Source organism: Variovorax sp. P1_G12 (assembly GCF_056405555.1).
The window spans coordinates 99,693-118,346 of the sequence record NZ_JBFUBW010000013.1; the positions used below are offsets into that span (position 1 = coordinate 99,693).

At 68.1% G+C, this 18,654-nt stretch carries 18 protein-coding genes; all 18 read right to left on the bottom strand.

The features are described from left to right. Positions 1 to 15 precede the first annotated feature (15 nt). Positions 16 to 294, bottom strand: a complete 279-nt coding sequence (locus AC1D2O_RS16885; protein ID WP_478092978.1) for a K+/H+ antiporter subunit F — start codon at positions 292 to 294, stop codon at positions 16 to 18. Next, positions 291 to 782, bottom strand: a complete 492-nt coding sequence (locus tag AC1D2O_RS16890; RefSeq protein ID WP_478092980.1) for a Na+/H+ antiporter subunit E — start codon at positions 780 to 782, stop codon at positions 291 to 293. The genes AC1D2O_RS16885 and AC1D2O_RS16890 overlap by 4 nt, the downstream gene beginning before the upstream one ends. Then, positions 782 to 2,485, bottom strand: a complete 1,704-nt coding sequence (locus AC1D2O_RS16895; protein ID WP_478157544.1) for a monovalent cation/H+ antiporter subunit D — start codon at positions 2,483 to 2,485, stop codon at positions 782 to 784. The genes AC1D2O_RS16890 and AC1D2O_RS16895 overlap by 1 nt, the downstream gene beginning before the upstream one ends. After that, a complete protein-coding gene (locus tag AC1D2O_RS16900) occupies positions 2,482 to 2,835 on the bottom strand; it encodes a Na+/H+ antiporter subunit C (protein ID WP_478088177.1) in 354 nt (117 codons plus the stop codon). Before AC1D2O_RS16900 ends, AC1D2O_RS16895 begins: the two co-directional genes overlap by 4 nt. Then, on the bottom strand, positions 2,835 to 5,774 hold the full coding sequence (locus AC1D2O_RS16905) for a monovalent cation/H+ antiporter subunit A (protein WP_478157546.1): 2,940 nt from the start codon (positions 5,772 to 5,774) through the stop codon (positions 2,835 to 2,837). The genes AC1D2O_RS16900 and AC1D2O_RS16905 overlap by 1 nt, the downstream gene beginning before the upstream one ends. Before the next feature lie 42 nt (positions 5,775 to 5,816). Beyond that, positions 5,817 to 6,194 (bottom strand): fluoride efflux transporter CrcB, encoded by a 378-nt coding sequence (crcB, locus tag AC1D2O_RS16910; RefSeq protein ID WP_478088172.1) that lies wholly within the window; start codon positions 6,192 to 6,194, stop codon positions 5,817 to 5,819. A gap of 16 nt (positions 6,195 to 6,210) precedes the next feature. Beyond that, complete coding sequence (locus AC1D2O_RS16915) at positions 6,211 to 7,512, bottom strand: TRAP transporter large permease (protein WP_478088170.1); 1,302 nt, start codon at positions 7,510 to 7,512, stop codon at positions 6,211 to 6,213. After that, complete coding sequence (locus AC1D2O_RS16920) at positions 7,505 to 8,011, bottom strand: TRAP transporter small permease (RefSeq protein WP_478157548.1); 507 nt, start codon at positions 8,009 to 8,011, stop codon at positions 7,505 to 7,507. The genes AC1D2O_RS16915 and AC1D2O_RS16920 overlap by 8 nt, the downstream gene beginning before the upstream one ends. Before the next feature lie 20 nt (positions 8,012 to 8,031). Further along, entirely contained in the window at positions 8,032 to 9,000 is a 969-nt protein-coding gene (locus AC1D2O_RS16925) for a TRAP transporter substrate-binding protein (RefSeq protein WP_478088166.1), read from the bottom strand. A 178-nt stretch (positions 9,001 to 9,178) separates the two neighbouring features. Beyond that, positions 9,179 to 9,538, bottom strand: coding sequence for a ComEA family DNA-binding protein (locus AC1D2O_RS16930; RefSeq protein ID WP_478088164.1), 360 nt, complete (start codon positions 9,536 to 9,538; stop codon positions 9,179 to 9,181). A 105-nt stretch (positions 9,539 to 9,643) separates the two neighbouring features. Next, positions 9,644 to 10,831: a lipopolysaccharide assembly protein LapB gene (gene lapB / locus AC1D2O_RS16935; RefSeq protein ID WP_478088162.1), complete on the bottom strand. Its 1,188-nt coding sequence runs from the start codon at positions 10,829 to 10,831 to the stop codon at positions 9,644 to 9,646. Continuing rightward, on the bottom strand, positions 10,821 to 11,138 hold the full coding sequence (locus tag AC1D2O_RS16940; protein WP_478088160.1) for a LapA family protein: 318 nt from the start codon (positions 11,136 to 11,138) through the stop codon (positions 10,821 to 10,823). The genes lapB and AC1D2O_RS16940 overlap by 11 nt, the downstream gene beginning before the upstream one ends. 42 nt (positions 11,139 to 11,180) lie before the next feature. Beyond that, positions 11,181 to 11,498 (bottom strand): integration host factor subunit beta, encoded by a 318-nt coding sequence (locus tag AC1D2O_RS16945; protein ID WP_478088158.1) that lies wholly within the window; start codon positions 11,496 to 11,498, stop codon positions 11,181 to 11,183. 72 nt (positions 11,499 to 11,570) lie between these two features. Further along, positions 11,571 to 13,256: a 30S ribosomal protein S1 gene (rpsA, locus tag AC1D2O_RS16950; RefSeq protein ID WP_478157550.1), complete on the bottom strand. Its 1,686-nt coding sequence runs from the start codon at positions 13,254 to 13,256 to the stop codon at positions 11,571 to 11,573. Between the two features lie 160 nt (positions 13,257 to 13,416). Then, positions 13,417 to 15,495 (bottom strand): bifunctional 3-phosphoshikimate 1-carboxyvinyltransferase/cytidylate kinase, encoded by a 2,079-nt coding sequence (locus AC1D2O_RS16955; RefSeq protein ID WP_478157551.1) that lies wholly within the window; start codon positions 15,493 to 15,495, stop codon positions 13,417 to 13,419. Between the two features lie 38 nt (positions 15,496 to 15,533). Continuing rightward, positions 15,534 to 16,412, bottom strand: coding sequence for a prephenate dehydrogenase (locus AC1D2O_RS16960; RefSeq protein ID WP_478088152.1), 879 nt, complete (start codon positions 16,410 to 16,412; stop codon positions 15,534 to 15,536). 12 nt (positions 16,413 to 16,424) lie between these two features. Next, positions 16,425 to 17,543 (bottom strand): prephenate dehydratase, encoded by a 1,119-nt coding sequence (pheA, locus tag AC1D2O_RS16965; protein WP_478088150.1) that lies wholly within the window; start codon positions 17,541 to 17,543, stop codon positions 16,425 to 16,427. 20 nt (positions 17,544 to 17,563) lie between these two features. Next, positions 17,564 to 18,631 carry a 3-phosphoserine/phosphohydroxythreonine transaminase gene (gene serC / locus AC1D2O_RS16970; protein ID WP_478088181.1) on the bottom strand — a complete coding sequence of 356 codons (1,068 nt, stop codon included), beginning with the start codon at positions 18,629 to 18,631 and terminating at the stop codon, positions 17,564 to 17,566. Positions 18,632 to 18,654 lie beyond the last annotated feature (23 nt).

Genomic DNA, 18,654 nt, shown 5'->3' on the forward strand with positions numbered 1-18,654 from the left:
CTCCACGCGCGGCGCTCATTCGATCACCTCGCCGCGAAGAAGGAACTTGGCGATCGCAGTCGAGCCGACGAAGCCGAACAGCGCGATCAGCATCGCGGCCTCGAAGTAGACGTTGCTGGCATAGACGATGCCGAGCACCAGCATCATCAGCATGCCGTTGATGTAGAGGCAGTCGAGGGCCATCACGCGGTCCTGCGCGGTGGGGCCGATCAGCAGGCGGTAGAGCGCGCACAGCATGGCCACCGCCAGCAGCAGCAGCGCGAGCTTGAGCGCCCACAGGAGGACGGGCGTCATGATTCGAAGATCTCCATCAGCGGCCGTTCGTAGCGCGCCTTGACCATCGCGACGAAGGCCGGCACGTCGTCGAGGTCGAACACGTGGATCAGCAGGGTCGAGCGGTCGAGGGAGATCTCGCCCCAGGCGGTGCCGGGCGTCAGGCAGATGATCATCGCGAGCACCGCCAGCGCGTTGGGATCGCGCACTTCGAGCGGCACGCGCACGAAGCGCGGCGCCATCTGGTCGTTGCGCCGGGTCAGCAGCAGGCGCGCCACCGTCAGCGCCGAATGGACCAGGTCGTAGGTGACCACACCGCAGAGGCGCAGCGCCACCGCGGGGCGGCGCATCCGGACCCTGGCAGGGCGCAGCGACTGGGTCAGCACCGGCACCGCCAGCGCGAGGATCGCCGCCAGCAGCAGCGTGGCTGCATCCAGCGACTGGTTCAGCAGCAGCCAGACCACGAACAGGGCCAGCGACAGCGACGGGGAGGGCAGCCAGCGCTTCATCATTTGGCGGCTTTCGCAGCAGGGGCGACCGGATTGGGGACCTGGATCGCGCCGAGCACGGCGTTTCGATAGGCGGTCGGCCTGAGCAGGCCCTCGGCGGTGGCGGCGGCATGCAGCATCACCGGGCCGGCGGCGAGTGTGAGCGCAAGGCAGGTCCCCAGCAGCGCGGCGACCGGCAGCACCTCGAGCGCGGGCAGCGCGGGCATGGTCGCGTGGGCCTGGGTCCAGAAATGACGGATGCCGGTGCGGCCCAGCGCGAGCAGCGACAGGAAGCCCGACACCAGCAGCAGCGTCATGAAGGTCCAGGCCGCCGAAGTGACATGACCGGCGTCGAGCAGTCCCGAGAGCATCGCGAACTTGCCCACGAAGCCCGACAGCGGCGGCAGGCCCGCCAGYAGCACCGTGCAGCCGACGAAGCTGAGGCCGAGGAAGACCACGCCGGCCGGGATGGCACGGCCGTAGAGCGCCTGGGCATCGTCGTCGAGGTTCACGTCGTCGAGCCTCTGGAGGTCCTCCGACAGGAAGGGGGCGCCGCCGGCCGCTTCGTGCGGCGCGACGCTCAAGCCGGCGTTGCGCCAGCGCTCGACCATGTCGATCAGCAGAAAGAAGGCGCTGGCCGCCAGCGTCGAGCTCAGCAGGTAATAGAGCGCACCGGCCCAGACGGCCGGCTGGCCGAAGCCGATCGCAGCCAGCAGGGTGCCGGCCGAGATCAGCACGCTGAAGCCCGCGAGGTTCGACAGCCGCTGCGTGCCGACGATGCCGAGCGCGCCGACGAACAGCGTTGCGAGCCCGATCACCACCAGCACGCCCTGGCCGAACTGGGCCGAGGCGCCGGTGTCGGGCGCGAACAGCAGGGTCCACAGGCGCAGCAGCGTGTAGATGCCGAGCTTGGTCAGGAGCGAGAACACCGCGCCCACCGGCGACACCGCGGCGCTGTAGGCCGGCACCAGCCAGAAGTTGAGCGGCCAGGCCCCGGCCTTGGCGAAGAAGGCGGTGGCCAGGATGGCGGCGGCGGCATGCACCAGTCCGCGGTCGGCCGGCGCGATCTGCGCGATGCGCACGCCGAGGTCGGCCATGTTGAGCGTGCCGGTCACGCCGTAGAGCAGCGCGGCGCCGACCAGGAACAGCGACGAGGCCGCGAGGTTGATCGCCACGTAGTGCAGTCCGGCCTGCACCCGGAGCCGGCCGGAGCCGTGCAGCAGCAGGCCGTAGGAGGCGGCCAGCATCACCTCGAAGAAGACGAACAGGTTGAACAGGTCGCCGGTCAGGAAGGCGCCGTTGAGGCCCATGAGCTGCAGCTGCAGCAGCGGGTGGAAGTGAACCCCGGCGCGGTCCCAGCGCGAGGTGGAGTAGATCGAGGCGGCGAAGGCCACCACGCCGGTCAGCGCGACCATCATCGTCGACAGCCGGTCGGCCACCAGCACGATGCCGAAGGGCGCGCGCCAGTTGCCCGGCAGGTAGACGCCGATCGAGCCGGGCCCGCCGCCGGTGTCGGGCGCGTTGACCCAGCGCAGCAGCGCCAGCGCGGCCAGCAGTCCGATCAGGCCCGAGACCACGCTGAGCGCCGACTTGGTGCGGCGGCGCTGCTCGCCGAGCAGCAGCATCAGGGCGGCGGTGAGCATCGGTACCAGGATCGGCACCGCGATCAGGTGCGGCATGCTGAAGTCGAGCAGGCGGTCGAGGAAGGCGAACAGCTCGTTCATTCCTGCGGCTCCCGGCGTTCCTCGCCGTCCACGTGGTCGGTGCCCGTGAGGCCGCGCGAGGCCAGCAGCACGACCAGGAACAGCGCGGTCATCGCGAAGCCGATCACGATCGCGGTCAGCACCAACGCCTGCGGCATCGGGTCGGCGGTGTTGGCGAGCGTGGCGCGCACGCCCGGCGTCAGCACCGGTTCGCTGTCGACCTTGAGCCGGCCCATGCTGAAGATGAAGAGGTTGACCGCATAGGAGATCAGGGTCAGGCCCATGATGACCTGGAAGGTGCGCGGGCGCAGCAGCAGGTAGACACCCGAGCCGGCCAGGATGCCGATGGCGATGGCGAGCACGATTTCCATCAGGCGGCGGCCTCCGCTTCGGCCGCGACGCGCGCGGCTTCCTTCTCTTCCTGTTCGTCGACCCAGCGATGGCTGCGGATCGATTGGTGGGCGAGGGCGGTCAGGATCAGCATGGTTGCTCCGAGCACCAGCGAGAACACGCCCATGTCGAAGAACAGCGCGCTCGGCACGTGCACCTCGCCCAGCAGCGGCAGGTGCAGGTGCGCGGTGTGGGTGGTGAGGAAGGGGTAGCCCAGCGCCATGGCGCCGCCGCCAGTGGCCAGCGCCAGCAACAAGCCGGCCGCGATCCAGCGCCGCGGGTAGATGCGCAGGTGTTCCTCGACCCATTCGGTGCCCGAGACGATGAACTGCAGCACCAGCGCCACCGACATCACGAGCCCGGCGACGAAGCCGCCGCCCGGCTGGTTGTGGCCTCGCATGAAGAAATAGACCGACACCAGCACCGACAGCGGCAGCAGCAGCCGCACCAGGACGGCCGGCACCATCAGGTAGCCGACCGCGGTGTCCTTGGCCCGGCGCGGGTTGATCAGGTCGCTGCTGCCGTCGTCCGGCTGCAGGCGCTGCTGGATCGGCAGCGCCATCGATTCGGGCGCCGGACGGAAGCGGCGCAACAGCGCGTAGACCGTCAGCGCCACCACGCCCAGCACGGTGATCTCGCCCAAGGTGTCGAAGCCGCGGAAGTCGACCAGCATCACGTTGACCACGTTGCTGCCGCCGCCGTCGGTCAGTGCATGGTCGAGGAAGAAGGGAGAAATGCTCTGCGGGAAATTGCGGGTCATCACGGTCCAGGCCAGCGCGGCGAGGCCGGCGCCGGCCGCGATGGACAGCCCCAGGTCGCGCCCGCGTCGCGCCAGCGGCCGCAGGCCGTGGCGATAGCGATCGGCCTGCGCATCGCGCATCGGCAGCCAGCGCAGGCCGAGCAGGATCAGCACGGTGGTCACTGCTTCCACCACCAGTTGCGTGAGCGCCAGGTCGGGCGCCGAGAACCAGATGTAGGTGATGCAGCACACCAGCCCCGCACCCGAGGCCAGCATCAGCGAGGCGAGCCGGTGGAACTTGGCCTGCCAGGCCGCGCTCAGCGCACAGACCGCGCCGATCAGCCAGGTCATCGCGAACATCGGCGAGAACGGCAGCGGCGCGCGTGCGCCGCGGGCCACCGGCGTGATCCAGAGCGCGGCGCCGGCGCCGGCCACTGCGACCGCGACCAGCAGCATCAGCTGCGTCTGCAGCCGGCGCGTGCCGAGCAGGCGCCGGCTTCGGCGGCCGGCCTCGCTGAGCCGGGCCATCACGTTCTCGAAGACGCGCTGGCCATCGAGACCGTGCAGCAGCGGCGTGTACTCGAGGGCGCCGCGGCGGCGGCCGCGTCGGTGCATCAGATAGAGCAGGGCACCGCCCGCCAGCGCGATGAAGCTCATCAGCAAGGGCAGGTTGAAGCCGTGCCACAGCGCCAGGCTGTAGGCGGGCAGCTCGCCGCCCACCACCGGCGTGGCCGCCGCGGCGAGGAAGGCGCCCACCGACCAGGCCGGCGCCACCCCGACCACCAGGCAGACCAGCACCAGCAGCTCCACCGGCACGCGCATCCAGTGCGGCGGTTCATGGGGCTGCTTCGGTACGTCGGGTCCGCAGGGCGGGCCGTAGAAGACGTCGAAGACGAAGCGCGCCGAATAGGCGACGCTGAAGATGCCCGCCAGCGTGGCGATGACCGGCAGGCTCTTGTCGACCCAGGGCGTCGACTGGATGAAGACGGTCTCGGCGAAGAACATCTCCTTCGACAGGAAGCCGTTGAGCAGCGGCACGCCGGCCATTGACGCGCTGGCGATGATCGCCAGCGTGCCGGTGATCGGCATCACTTTCAGCAGGCCGCTGAGCTTGCGGATGTCGCGGGTGCCGGTCTCGTGGTCGATGATGCCTGCCGCCATGAACAGCGAGGCCTTGAAGGTCGCGTGGTTCATGATGTGGAACACCGCCGCGACCGCTGCCAGCGGGCTGTTGAGGCCGAGCAGCAGCGTGATCAGCCCGAGGTGGGAAATGGTCGAATAGGCCAGCAGCGCCTTGAGGTCGCGCTGGAACATCGCGATGTAGCCGCCGAGCAGCAGCGTGATCGCGCCGGCGCCGCCCACCAGCCAGAACCACTGCTCGGTGCCCGAGAGCACCGGCCACAGCCGCGCCAGCAGGAACACGCCGAGCTTCACCATGGTGGCCGAGTGCAGGTAGGCCGAGACCGGTGTCGGCGCCGCCATGGCGCGCGGCAGCCAGAAGTGGAACGGGAACTGTGCGCTCTTGGTGAAGGCGCCGAGCAGCACCAGCACCAGCACCACCGGATAGAGCGTGCTGGCGCGGATCAGGTCGCCCGAGGCCAGCACCACGTCGAGGTCGTAGCTGCCGACGATGCGGCCCAGCAGCAGCACGCCGGCCAGCAGGCACAGGCCGCCGGCGGCGGTCACGGTGAGCGCCATGCTGGCGCCGCGCCGCGCATCGCGCCGGTGGTGCCAGTAGCCGATCAGCAGGAAGGAGAACAGGCTGGTGAGCTCCCAGAACATCACCATCTGGATCAGGTTGCCCGACAGCACCACGCCCATCATCGCGCCCATGAAGGCGAGGAGGAACGAGAAGAAGCGCGGCACCGGGTCCGAGGCCGACATGTAGTAGCGCGCATAGAGCACCACCAGCGCGCCGATGCCCAGCACCAGCATGCAGAAGAGCCAGGCGAAGCCGTCCATGCGGAACGACAGGTCGAGGCCGAGCGCGGGCAGCCACTCGACCTGCTGGCGGATCACGTTGCCGTTGGAAATGCTCGGAAACAGCCACCCGACCTGCACTGCGCAGCCCAGCGCGACCAGGCCCGCCAGTGTCGACTCCCGGTTGCGCGCGTTCGATGGCAGCAGTGCGGCGAGCACGCTGGCGATGAAGGGGAGTGCAACGAGGGCAACAAGGGGCATTGCGGTCGATTCTATCGACCGACCCCGCGGCCCATCCCCGGATCAGGCGATGAACTGCTGCGCCGTGCGGATGCCGAGCCAGGTGAGGACCAGCGAGCCGGCCACGTGCACCGCGGCGGTGCCCAGCGCGAGCGCGAGGCGGTCGTGCATCAGCATGGCGACGACCTCGGCCGAGAAGCTCGAGAAGGTGGTGAGCCCACCCAGGAAGCCGGTGATCAGCGCCAGCCGCCAGACCGGGTCGAGTTGCGGCATGGCCTGGAACACCGCGACCGCGATACCGATCAGGTAGCCGCCGACCAGGTTCGCCGCCAGCGTGCCCCAGGGCAGCGACCCGGGCGCCGACAGCCAGTTGTTGAGGCCCCAGCGGCTGAGGGCGCCGATGGAGGCGCCGGCACAAATGGCGATGATGTAAAGAGGCATGTGGGGCGCAATGCTCTCACGGCGCCATCTGCTGCGGCAACCAGGTCACGACCTGCGGCACGAAATAGATGATCAGCACCGCCGCCACCATCAGGAAGAACATCGGCAGCGTGACGCGCGCGATGTAGATCAGGTCACGGCCGGTCATGCCCTGCAGCACGAACAGGTTGAAGCCCACCGGCGGCGTGATCTGCGCCATCTCCACCACCAGCACGATGAAGATGCCGAACCACACCGGGTCGATGCCCGCGGCCGTCACGGTTGGCATGATCACGCCCATCGTCAGCACCACCATCGAGATGCCGTCCAGGAAGCAGCCGAGCACGATGTAGAACAGGGCCAGCATCATGATGAGCTGGAACTTCGACAGCCCGAGCGAGCCGATCCATTCGGCCAGGTGCCGCGGCAGCCCGATGTAGCCCATCGAAAGCGTCAGGAAGGCGGCGCCGGCGAGGATCAGCGCCATCATGCAATAGAGCCGTGTCGCGCCCAGCAGCGATTCCTTGAAGGTGCCCCAGTCGAGCGAGCCCTGCAGCGCCGAGATGACCAGCGCGCCGACCACGCCCACGGCGGCGGCCTCGGTGGCGGTGGCGATGCCGGCGTAGATCGAGCCCAGCACCGAGAGGATCAGCAGCGCGACCGGGATCAGGCTCAGCGAGGCGCGCAGCTTCTCGATGAACGGCATCGGCGGATCGGCCGGCGGCACCCGGTCCGGATGCAGCAGGGCCCAGACGGCGATGTAGCCCGAGAACAGCACGGCCAGCATGATGCCCGGTACCACGCCGGCGATGAAGAGCCGGGCGATCGAGACGTCGGCGCTCACGCCGTAGACGATCATGATGATCGAGGGCGGGATCAGCAGGCCCAGCGTGCCCGCGCCGGCCAGGGTGCCGATCACCATGTCGTCCGGATAGCCGCGCCGCTTGAGCTCGGGCAGCGTCATCTTGCCGATGGTCGCGCAAGTGGCGGCGCTCGAGCCCGACACCGCGGCGAACACGGCGCAGCCGGCCACGTTGGTGTGGAGCAGCCGCCCGGGCAGGCTCTGCATCCAGGGCGCGAGCCCCCTGAACATGTCCTGCGACAGCTTGGTGCGGAACAGGATCTCGCCCATCCAGAGGAACAGCGGCAGCGCTGTCAGCGTCCAGCCCGAGGCCGAGCCCCAGATCGTGACCGCCATCGCGTCGCCGGCCGGGCGGGCGGAGAACAGCTGCATGCCGATCCAGGCGACACCCGAGAGCGTGAGCCCGATCCAGACGCCGCTGCCCAGGATCAGGAACAGCGAGAGAATCAGCAGGCCGGCAACCGCGATGTCACTCATGGCGCAGCGCCTCGGCGTTCATCTGCAGCGGCCGTCCGTACCATTCGACGAAGAATTCGTCGACGGTGGCGATCGCGAACACCACCGCGCCGAGGGCCATGCTCAGTTGCGGCAGCCACAGCGGCGTCGCATCGTTGCCGGTGGAGATGTCGTTGTAGCCATGAGATTGCCAGGCCAGCCGCACGCTGTAGAAGGCGAACAGCGCCGCCAGCAGCGCGGCGGCGCCGCAGGCCCAGCGCTCCAGCCAGCGGCGGCCGGCCGGATTCAGCCGCGAGACAATCAGGGTGACGCGGATGTGCTCGCCGCGCTTGAGCGTGTGGGCCAGCGCCAGGAAGCCGGTGCCGGCCATCAGGTAGCCGGCATAGGCGTCGATGCCGGGGATGTTGAAGTGCAGTTGCCGTCCGATGATCGACAGCAGCACCATCACCAGCAGGCCGACCATGAAAAGCGCCGCCAGGGCGGCGGCGCTGTCGTAGAGGAAATCGAGTGTCTTGCGCATCGCTGGCCGGACTTTCGTCCCTACATCTTCTTGTAGGCGTCGATCACGGTCTGTCCTTCGGGTCCGGCTTTCTCGATCCATTCCTTGATCATGGTGTCGCCGACCTTCTTCATGTCGGACTTGAGCTGGGCCGAGGGGGCGTGGATGGTCATGCCGTTCTTCTTCAGCAGGTCGAGGTACTCGAGGTTCTTCTTCTTCGACACCTCCCAGCCGCGCTTCTCGGCTTCGGCACCGGCCTTGAGCAGCGCTTCCTGCGAGGGCTTGTCCAGGGCGTCGAAGGCCTTCTTGTTGACCAGCACCGCGTTCTTGGGCAGCCAGGCCTGGGTATCGTAGAAGTTCTTGATGTATTCGTAGGTCTTGGTGTCGTACCCGGTCGAGCCGGAGGACATGTAGGACTCGATCACGCCGGTGGCCATGGCCTGCGACAGCTCTGCCTGCTGCACCGTCACGGGCTGGGCGCCGACGAGCTCGCCGATGCGCGCGGTGGCGGGGCTGTAGGCGCGCCACTTCACCCCCTTGAGGTCGGCGGCCGAGGCGATCTCCTTCTTCACGAAGATGCCTTGAGGCGGCCAGGCCACCGCATAGAGCAGCGTCATGCCCTGCTCGGCCAGCTTTTTCTCGAGCACCGGCTTCTGGGCCTGGTAGAGCTTCCAGGCGGCGTCGTAGCTGTCGGCCAGGAAGGGAATGCCGTCGGCACCGAACATCTGCCACTCGTTCTGGTAGTTGACGAGCAGGATCTCGCCCATCTGCGCCTGGCCGCCCTGCACCGCGCGCTTGATCTCCGGCGCCTTGAACAGGGCCGCGTTGGGATGCACCGTGATCTTGAACTTGCCGCCGCTGGCCTTGTCGACGTCACCGGCGAACTGCGTGATGTTCTCGGTGTGGAAATTGGTGGCGGGGTATGCCGTGGGCAGGTCCCACTTGGTCTGCGCGAAGGTCGCTGCGCAGAGGGTGAGGCCAGCGAGTGCGATACCGAACTTGTGATTCATGGGCTCTCCGGAACGTGCGAAAGTGGAACAGGCGACGGGCAGCATACGTGCAAATATCGGGCCACTGCTCGGGCATTTCCCTGCCATCAGCGGCGCCGCGCCGGAAGAACGCGGCCATGAAAAAGCCGCCCTGGGGCGGCTTTGGTTCAGCAACGGCGCTCGTGCGCCGTGCGTGCGATCACGGCTTGGAAGCCGCCTTGGCTGCCCCGGTGGCGGCCTTCTTCGGCTCGGCCTTGAGCTCGCTCGTGGCAACCGGCGCCGGCGCCGGCGCTGCACCGAAAGCCTGGCCGTTCACCGTCAGGCCCTCGGCCGACAGCTTGGCCGCCGCCTTCTCCTTCACGCCCTTGACCCGGGTCATGAAGTCCGGCCAGTCCTTGAACGGCGCCTCCTTGCGCGCTTCGATGATGCGCTTGGAGAGCGCCGGACCCACGCCCTTGACGCCATCGAGCTCCGCATCGGTCGCCTTGTTGGCATCGACCGCCGCCCAGGAGGCGACCGCAAACAACATGGCCGCAACGGCCACGATCTTCTTCATCATTTTTTCTCTCCCTGACATGGTGTGAGAAGCGCCGAAACGCCCCACCGCGCGCCGAGTGCGCCCGGCGCGGAAGATGATAGCGACGAAGCGCCGCCGGCGGAAGATTCAAAGTTCCTCGACGCGCCGCGGCGGGTAGCTGTCCCAGGCCTGGCAGCCCGGGCAATGCCAGAAGTACTGGTGGGCCTCGAAGCCGCAGGCCGCACAGCGGTAGCGCATCAGCGGCCGGGTCGCCTGGTCGAGCGAGCGCTGCACCTGCGGGTGGAACTGTTCGTTCTCGAAGCGTTCGCCCGCCAGCCAGCGCGACGCCGCCACCAGCGAGGGGTGGTGCGCCAGATGGGCGATGTAGCCGTCGCGCGGCTCGGGCGAGGTCGCCGCGTCGTCCGACGAGGCGTCCTCGGGCAATGCCGGCGTGCCGCCGAGCGCGATGATCGCCTCGAGCACGTCGATCGAGGGCGATGCGATATAGCGGCGCTGCAGCAGCGCGAGCGCCTCGCCCGAGCGCTGCGACGCGACCGCGGCCTGTTGCATGGCCGCCGCATACAGCGGGAGCGCCAGCGGGGCGGTCTCACTCAGTGCCGCCAGCGTGTCGAAAGCCGCCGCCGCGTCGCCCTTGCGCAGTTGCAGCGTAGCGGTGTCGATCGCCGGGCGCGGCGCCTCCGGCGCCAGCACCACGGCCTGCTGCAGCAGCCGCGCCGCGGCGTCCGGGTCGCCGCCGGCCACGCGCTCGGCCGCCTGTTCGCACAGGTGGTGGGCACGCCGCGTGCTGTAGCTGGCTTGCTCGGATTCGTCGAGCTTCTGGGCGACGTCTTTGGCCTGCGCCCATTCGCGCGAGCGTTCGTAGATCGCCAGCAGCGACAGCCGGGCCTCGTTCTCGTAGCGTGTCCCTTCGAGCTTCTGCAGCGCGGCTTCGGCGCGGTCGAGCAATCCGGCGCGCAGGAAGTCCTGCGACAGCGCGTGCTGTGCGCGGTCGCGGTCGGCGCGGCTCAGGTCGCCCCGGCCCAGCAGATGCTCGTGCACGCGCACCGCGCGCTGGTATTCGCCGCGGCGCCGAAAAAGGTTGCCGAGCGCAAAGTGCAGCTCCTGCGTATCGGGGTCGTTCTGCACCGCCTCGATGAAGGCGTCGATGGCCTGGTCCTGCTGCTCGTTGAGCAGGAAGTTGAGGCCGCGAAAGTAGGCCTTGGGGGCCTGGCGGTTCTCGATCCTGAGCTGCCTCAGGTCGAAGCGCGAAGCCAGCCAGCCGAGCACGAAGGCGATCGGCAGGCCGAGCAGCAACCAGCTGAAGTCAAAGTCCATGTTGACGCACGGCGGGCAGGTCGGTGGTGGCCGCGGGCGGCGCCGGGGCGGCGGAGGCGGTCACGGGAGGGACCGGGGCCGCGGGCAGTTGCGCCGCCGCGCTGCGGTGCTTCCACCAGCCCGGCAGCATGCCGAGCGCACCCACCACGAGGCCGCCCGCGAAGGCGGCCAGCACCACCAGCACCAGCGGCGCGCGCCACGAGGTGCCGAAGAAGAAGTAGACGGTGGCGTCGTGCTGGTTGTTCAGCGCGAAGGCGAAGAGGGTAAAAAAAATGGCTGCCTTGAGCAGCCACAGGAGATATTTCATGCGGGTCCCCGTTGGCCGGGGAATTCTATGTCGGCTGGATCGTCAGCCGTGTTTCTGCTTCTCTGCGTCGAGCAACGCCGTGCGCGCATCGACCGCTTCGCGCAGGGCCTTGCCCGGCTTGAAGTGCGGCACGCGCTTCTCGGGGATCTGCACGCTCTCGCCCGAACGCGGATTGCGCCCGATGCGTGGCGGGCGCCGGTTGACCGTGAAGCTGCCGAAGCCGCGGATCTCGATGCGATGCCCGCGCACCAGCGCATCGCCCATCGCGTCCAGGATGGTCTTGACGGCGTATTCGGCATCGCGGTGCGTCAGCTGCGCGAAGCGGGCTGCGAGTTCCTCGACAAGATCGGAGCGGGTCATGGCAAAGAGAAATGTAGGACGAAAAAAAAGGACAGAGCGGCGCCGGGCGCCAGCTCTGTCCCCGGACGCAGCTTACTTGTCGCTGTTGTCCAGCTTGGCGCGCAGCAGGGCGCCCAGGCTGGTCGTGCCCGCGTTCTCGCGTGCCGACTGCTGGCTCAGGCTGGCCATGGCGCCTTGCTCGTCGACCATGTCCTTCTGCTTGATCGACAGCTGGATGTTGCGGGTCTTGCGATCCACATTGACCACCACGGCCGTGACTTCGTCGCCTTCCTTGAGCACGTTGCGTGCATCTTCCACGCGGTCGCGGGAGATTTCGCTGGCGCGCAGGTAGCCGATGATGTCTTCGCCGAGGTCGATTTCAGCGCCGCGGGCGTCCACGGTCTTGACCTTGCCGGTCACGATCTGGCCCTTGTCGTTCACGGTCGTGAAGGTGGTGAACGGATCGCTGTCGAGCTGCTTGATGCCCAGCGAGATGCGTTCGCGGTCGACATCCACGGCCAGCACGATCGCTTCGACTTCCTGGCCCTTCTTGTAGTTGCGCACGGCGGTTTCGCCGGGCTCGTTCCACGAGAGGTCGGACAGGTGAACCAGGCCGTCGATGCCGGCAGCCAGACCCACGAACACGCCGAAGTCGGTGATCGACTTGATCGGGCCCTTGACGCGGTCGCCGCGCTTGGTGTTTTGCGCGAATTCCTGCCACGGGTTGGCCTTGCACTGCTTCATGCCGAGGCTGATGCGGCGCTTGTCTTCGTCGATTTCCAGAACCATGACTTCGACTTCGTCGCCCAGCGAGACGATCTTGTTCGGAGCGATGTTCTTGTTGGTCCAGTCCATTTCGGAGACGTGCACCAGGCCTTCGATGCCGGGTTCGAGCTCGACGAACGCGCCGTAGTCGGCGATGTTCGTGACCTTGCCGAACAGGCGGGTCGATTGCGGGTAGCGGCGCGAAACGCCCATCCACGGGTCGTCGCCCATTTGCTTCAGACCCAGCGAGACACGGTTCTTCTCGGTGTCGAACTTGAGGATCTTGGCGGTGATTTCCTGGCCGGCCTGCACCACTTCGCTCGGATGGCGGACGCGGCGCCATGCCATGTCGGTGATGTGCAGCAGACCGTCGATGCCGCCGAGGTCGACGAACGCACCGTATTCGGTGATGTTCTTGACGACGCCGCGCACGACTGCGCCTTCCTTCAGGGTTTCCATCAGCTTGGCGCGTTCTTCGCCCATGCTGGCTTCGACCACGGCGCGGCGCGAGAGCACCACGTTGTTGCGCTTGCGGTCGAGCTTGATGACCTTGAATTCGAGGGTCTTGTTCTCGTACGGGGTCAGGTCCTTGATCGGACGCGTGTCGATCAGCGAACCCGGCAGGAAGGCGCGGATGCCGTTGACCAGCACCGTGAGGCCGCCCTTGACCTTGCCGCTCGTGGTGCCGGTGACGAAGTCGCCGGATTCGAGGGCCTTCTCGAGCGCGAGCCACGAAGCCAGACGCTTGGCGGTGTCGCGCGAGAGGATGGTGTCGCCGTAGCCGTTTTCGACGCTGCCGATGGCAACCGAAACGAAATCGCCGGCCTGGACTTCGAGCTCGCCCTTGTCGTTCTTGAACTCTTCGATCGGCACGTAGGCTTCGGACTTGAGGCCTGCGTTGACCACGACGTGGTTGTGTTCGACGCGCACGACTTCGGCGGTGATGACCTCACCGGTGCGCATCTCCGAACGCTTCAGGGATTCTTCGAATAGGTCGGCAAAAGATTCAGACATGTGTTTTTCCTTCCGTCACGCAGGGTTTGCAGCAGCACGATTGCGACTGGCTTGGGTCTGGAGACGGCGGTTGTGTGGGCTTTGGGGCCCGGTTAGGGTTGAACAACCAGCAGGCCGGTGCGCTGTCGCGCGGCGGGGACCTGCTGGATCGAAATGCCGATCAAGAAGACTTGAAAGGCTGTACTTCCTGCCACCAGTGCAGCACCTGTTCGATCGATTGCTCGACCGAAAGCAAGGAGTTGTCCAGGAGGCGGGCATCAGGCGCCGGCTTGAGTGGCGCCACCTTGCGGGACGAATCCCGCCGGTCGCGCGCTTCCAGGTCGGCGCGAAGGCTGGCTATTGTAGTTGAAATACCCTTTGAAATCAACTGCTTATGGCGCCGCTCGGCGCGCTGGCCGGCGCTCGCCGTGAGATAGATCTTGAGATCGGCGTCGGGGAATATCACCGTGCCCATGTCGCGACCATCGGCCACCAGGCCGGGAAGGCGCCGGAAGCTGCGTTGCAGTGCCAGCAGGGCGGCGCGCACGGCCGGCAGCGCCGACACGCGGGAGGCGTCCATGCCGGCGGCTTCGGTGCGGACCGCGTCGCTCACGTCCTCGCCGGCCAGCAGCACCTTGCCCTCGCTGAAGACCAGGGGCAGCGCGCGTGCCAGCTCGGCGATGTGCGTCTCGTGCTCGGGCAGCGCGTCGAGGCCCTCGCGCCGCATCGCGAGCCCCGTCACGCGGTACAGCGTGCCCGAGTCGAGGTAGTGGTAGCCGAGCCGCAGTGCGACCTCGACCGTCAGCGTGCCCTTGCCGGACGCGGTCGGGCCGTCGATGCAGATCACCGGCACCTCGGCGGCCTCGGCCACCGAGAACAAGGTCTCGAAATAGTCCGGGAAGGTCTTGGCAACGCAGTGCGGCTCCAGGATCCGCACGCCGACGCCGGCCGGATTGAAGGCCGCCAGCGAAAAGCACATCGCCACGCGGTGGTCGTCGTAGGTCTTGATGCTGGCCGCCCGCCAGTCTGCCGCCGCCAGCGGATGGACGCGGATGAAGTCCGGCCCGTCCTCGACCGTGGCGCCGAGCTTGCGCAATTCGTTGGCCATGGCGTCGATGCGGTCGGTTTCCTTCACGCGCCAACTCGCGATGTTGCGCAGCGTGCTCGGGCCGTCGGCGTAGAGCGCCATCACGGCCAGGGTCATGGCGGCATCGGGAATGTGGTTGGCGTCGAGGTCGATCGCCTTCAGGGGCCAGGCCGCGCGCGAGATCGCGAGCCAGTTCGGCCCGCTGTCGATGTGCGCGCCCATCTGCCGCGCGGCATCGATGAAGCGGATGTCGCCCTGGATCGAGTCGGCGCCGACGCCTTCGATCCGGATGCCCGCGCCGTTGGCGATGGCGCCCAGCGCAATGAAGTAGCTGGCCGACGAGGCATCGGCTTCGACGTGGATGTCGCCGGGCGAGCTGTAGCGGCTGCCGGCCGGAATCGTGAAGCGCTGCCAGCCTTGGCGCTGCACCGCAATGCCGAAGCGCGCGAGCAGGTTCAGCGTGATCTCGATGTAGGGCTTGGAGATCAGTTCGCCGACCACGTCGATCACGATGTCGCGTCCCGCCGCCTGGCCGCCCCCAGGCGGGACAGCCCCCTCGGGGGGCAGCGAACCACGCGCAGCGGGGAGCGTGGGGGCCGGTGCATTGGACGCCAGTGGCAGCGCCAACAGCAGGGCGGTCAGGAACTGGCTCGAGACGTCGCCGCGCACGCGGATCGGGCCGTCGAGCTGGAGCGCATCGAGCGCGACCGGGTGAATCCGCAGCGGCGGGAAGCCCGGGTTGCCGAGGTAGTCGATGCGGCAGCCGAGCTGCGTCAGCGCGTCGACCAGGTCGCCGATCGGCCGCTCGTGCATCCGCGGCACGCCGCGCAGCTCGAACTCGCCGCCGAGCAGCGAGAGTGCGGCGGTCAGCGGTCGCATCGCGGTGCCCGCATTGCCGAGGAACAGGGAGGCCGAGGGCGTGCGCAGCTTTCCGCCGAGGCCTTCGATGCGCAGCTTGTCGCCGGCCCGCTCGATGCCGCAACCCAGTGCCGCCAGCGCGTCGAGCATGACCCGCGTGTCATCCGAGTCGAGCAGGTCGTGCACGGTGGTCGTGCCGCTGGCCAGCGCGGCCAGCAGCAGCACGCGGTTGGAGATGCTCTTGGAGCCCGGCAGGCGAACCGTGCCGGCCGCCGCCGCCAGCGGCGGAATGTCGAGGAAAGGTGTTGAGAACATGTCAGCCGAGGTGGGCAGGCCTGGGGAGGGGTGTCGTCTCAGTCGGGCGAAGCGGCGGCGCCTGGCTGCCATTGGGCCCGCACCCGGCTGGCGGCTGCGATCGCATCTTCGAGCGCCTGTGCGTTGCCCGCGCTCATCAGTGCTTCGAGCTCGGCCAATGCATCGCGAAAGGCGCGCGATTGCAGCAGCACCTGGTCGCGATTGGCCAGCAGCACGTCGCGCCACATGGTCGGGTCGGCAGCCGCGATGCGCGTGAAGTCGCGGAAACCCGGGCCGGCCAGTTCCAGAAAGCGCCCGCCTTGCGGGTTGGCGGCGATCGCATTGGTGAACGCGAAGGCCAGCAGGTGGGGCAGGTGGCTGACGGCGGCGAAGGCGCTGTCGTGCGCCTCAGGCGTCATCGTCACCACCTTGGCGCCGATGCTGGTCCAGACCTGCGTGGCGCGCTGGACGTTGGAGCGCAGGGTGGCCTTGATCGGCGTCAGCACCACCTGGCGTCCGGTGTAGAGGCCGGCATCCGCATGCTCCACGCCCGCCACTTCCTTGCCGGCGATCGGATGCGCGGGGACGAAGGCGCCGATCTGGTCTTGCAGCCCGCGTCGCGCGGCCTCGATGACATCGCCCTTGGTCGAGCCGACGTCCATCACCAGCATCTGCTCCGTGATGCCGTGGCGGATGGCCTTGAAGGTCTGTTCGGAAGCACCCACGGGGACCGCGATCAGCACCAGGTCCGCGCCCGACATCGCGAGCAGCGCCGAGGGCGCCGCGACGTCGATCACGCCGAGCTGCCGGGCGCGTTCGGTGGTGGAGGGCGACTTGCTGTAGCCCACCACCCGCTTGACCAGCTTGGCGCGCTTGAGCGCCAGCGCGAACGAGCCGCCCATCAATCCGCAGCCGATCAGACCCAACTGTTCGAACATCGTCCGGTGGCCTCAGGCAGTGATGGGGTAGGCGCCGAGAACCTTGTAGAACGCGCACAGCTTGCGCAGTTCGACGAGCGCGGCGGCGACGTTGGGCTGCGAAGGATGCCCGTCGAGGTCGATGTAGAAGTAGTACTCCCACTGGCCGGTGCGCGCGGGGCGCGATTCGAAGCGGGTCATCGAGACGTTGTTGGTCTTCAGCGGCATCAGCAGGTCGTGGACCGCGCCGGGCTGGTTCGGCACCGACACCACCAGGCTGGTGCAATCGCGGCCCGAGGCCGGCGGCATCGCGAGCGTCTGGGGCAGGCAGATGATGGCGAAACGGGTGCGGTTGTAGGAGTCGTCCTGGATCGCGTGGGCGACGATGTGCAGCCCGAAGCGGGTCGCCGCGCGCTCGCTGGCGAGCGCGGCCCAGGCCGGATTGCCGGCCGCCAGCCGGGCGCCTTCGGCGTTGCTGGAGACGGCACGCCGCTCCGCGTTCGGCAGGTGCTTCGCGAGCCAGGTCTGGCACTGCGCCAGCGCCTGCGGATGGGCCAGCACGGCCTCGACGCCTTCGAGCGAATTGCTCGAGCGCAGCAGGTGATGGCGCACCAGCAGGCTGACCTCGCCGACCACGTGGGTGGGCGAATGCAGGAACAGGTCGAGCGATCGGGTGACCACGCCTTCGGTGGAGTTCTCGACGCCGACCACGCCGTACTGCGCGCTGCCGGCCGCCGTGGCATGGAAGACCTCGTCGAAGCTGGCGCAATACACCAGGTCGGCGGCGCCGCCGAAGTACTCGACCGCGGCCTGTTCGCAGAAGGTGCCCTCGGGGCCCAGCACGGCGACGCGCTGCGGCGATTCGAGGGCCAGGCAGGCCGACATGATCTCGCGCCAGATGGCCGCGACGTGCAGCGCCTTCAGCGGGCCGGCGTTGCTGTTCTGCATCTTCTCGATCACCTGCGCGACCCGATCGGGGCGGAAGAAGGGCGTGCCTTCGCGCTTCTTGACCTCGCCAACCTGTTCGGCGACGCGGGCGCGCCGGTTCAGGAGGTCGAGAAGCTGCTGATCGAGCGAGTCGATCTGCACGCGCAGATCGGCCAGGCCGGAGGAGGTGTCAGGGACGGAGGGCGTGGGTTCAGGTGCGGTCATTCGGTCAGTTGCGCGTGCCTCTACGCACGCGACCGTTCGAATTCTCGCATGTAGCCCACCAGGGCCTGCACGCCGGCCAGCGGCATCGCGTTGTAGATGCTCGCGCGCATGCCGCCGACCGATTTGTGGCCCTTGAGCTGCAGCAGTCCGGCCTCTCGCGCGCCCGCGAGAAAGGCTTCGTTGCGGCTCTCGTCGGCAAGGAAGAAAGGCACGTTCATGCGCGAGCGGCAACCAGGGTCGACCTTGTTGGCGTAGAAGTCCGAGCCGTCGATGAAGTCGTACAGCAGCCGCGCCTTGGCGATGTTGCGAGCTTCCATGGCCGCGATGCCCGTGAGTTCGCCTTCGGTCTGCTGCGCGAGCCACTGGAAGGTCAGCCCGGCGATGTAGATGCCCCAGGTCGGGGGCGTGTTGTACATCGAGTGGTTGTCCGCCACCGTCTTGTAGTTGAAGGCGCTCGGGCAGATCTCGAGGGCAGACCCAAGCAGGTCGTCGCGCACGATCACGATCGTGAGGCCGGCCGGGCCGAGGTTCTTCTGGGCGCCGCCGAAGGCCAGGCCCACGCGCGACCAGTCGACCGGCCGCGACGCCACGTGCGAGGAGAAATCGATCACCAGCGGCGCCTTGCTGCCGAGCGCGGCCAGGTCCGGCAACTGCTGGAATTCGATGCCGTTGATGGTCTCGTTGGTGCAGACGTGCACGTACGAGGCATCCGCCGACAGCTGCCAGCCGGCCGGGTCCGGCAGCCGGGTGTGCCCGTCTGCCGCGTTGCTCGCGACCACCCTGGCTTCGCAGTAGCGCTGGGCTTCCTTCTGCGACTTGATGCTCCAGCTGCCCGTGAGGACGAAGTCGGCGCGGGTCCCGCGCGACAGGTTCATCGGCACGATCGCGTTCTCGCCGAGCCCGCCGCCCTGCATGAACAGGATGTGGAACTGCGACGGCACCGCGAGCAGGCTGCGGATGTCGGCCTCGGCCTGCGTGCAGATCGCGCCGAACTCCTTGCCGCGATGGCTCATCTCCATCACGCCCATGCCGCTGCCGTGCCAGTCCAGCATCTCGGAGGCGGCGCGCTGCAGCACCGCTTCCGGCATTGCGGCCGGACCGGCGGAGAAGT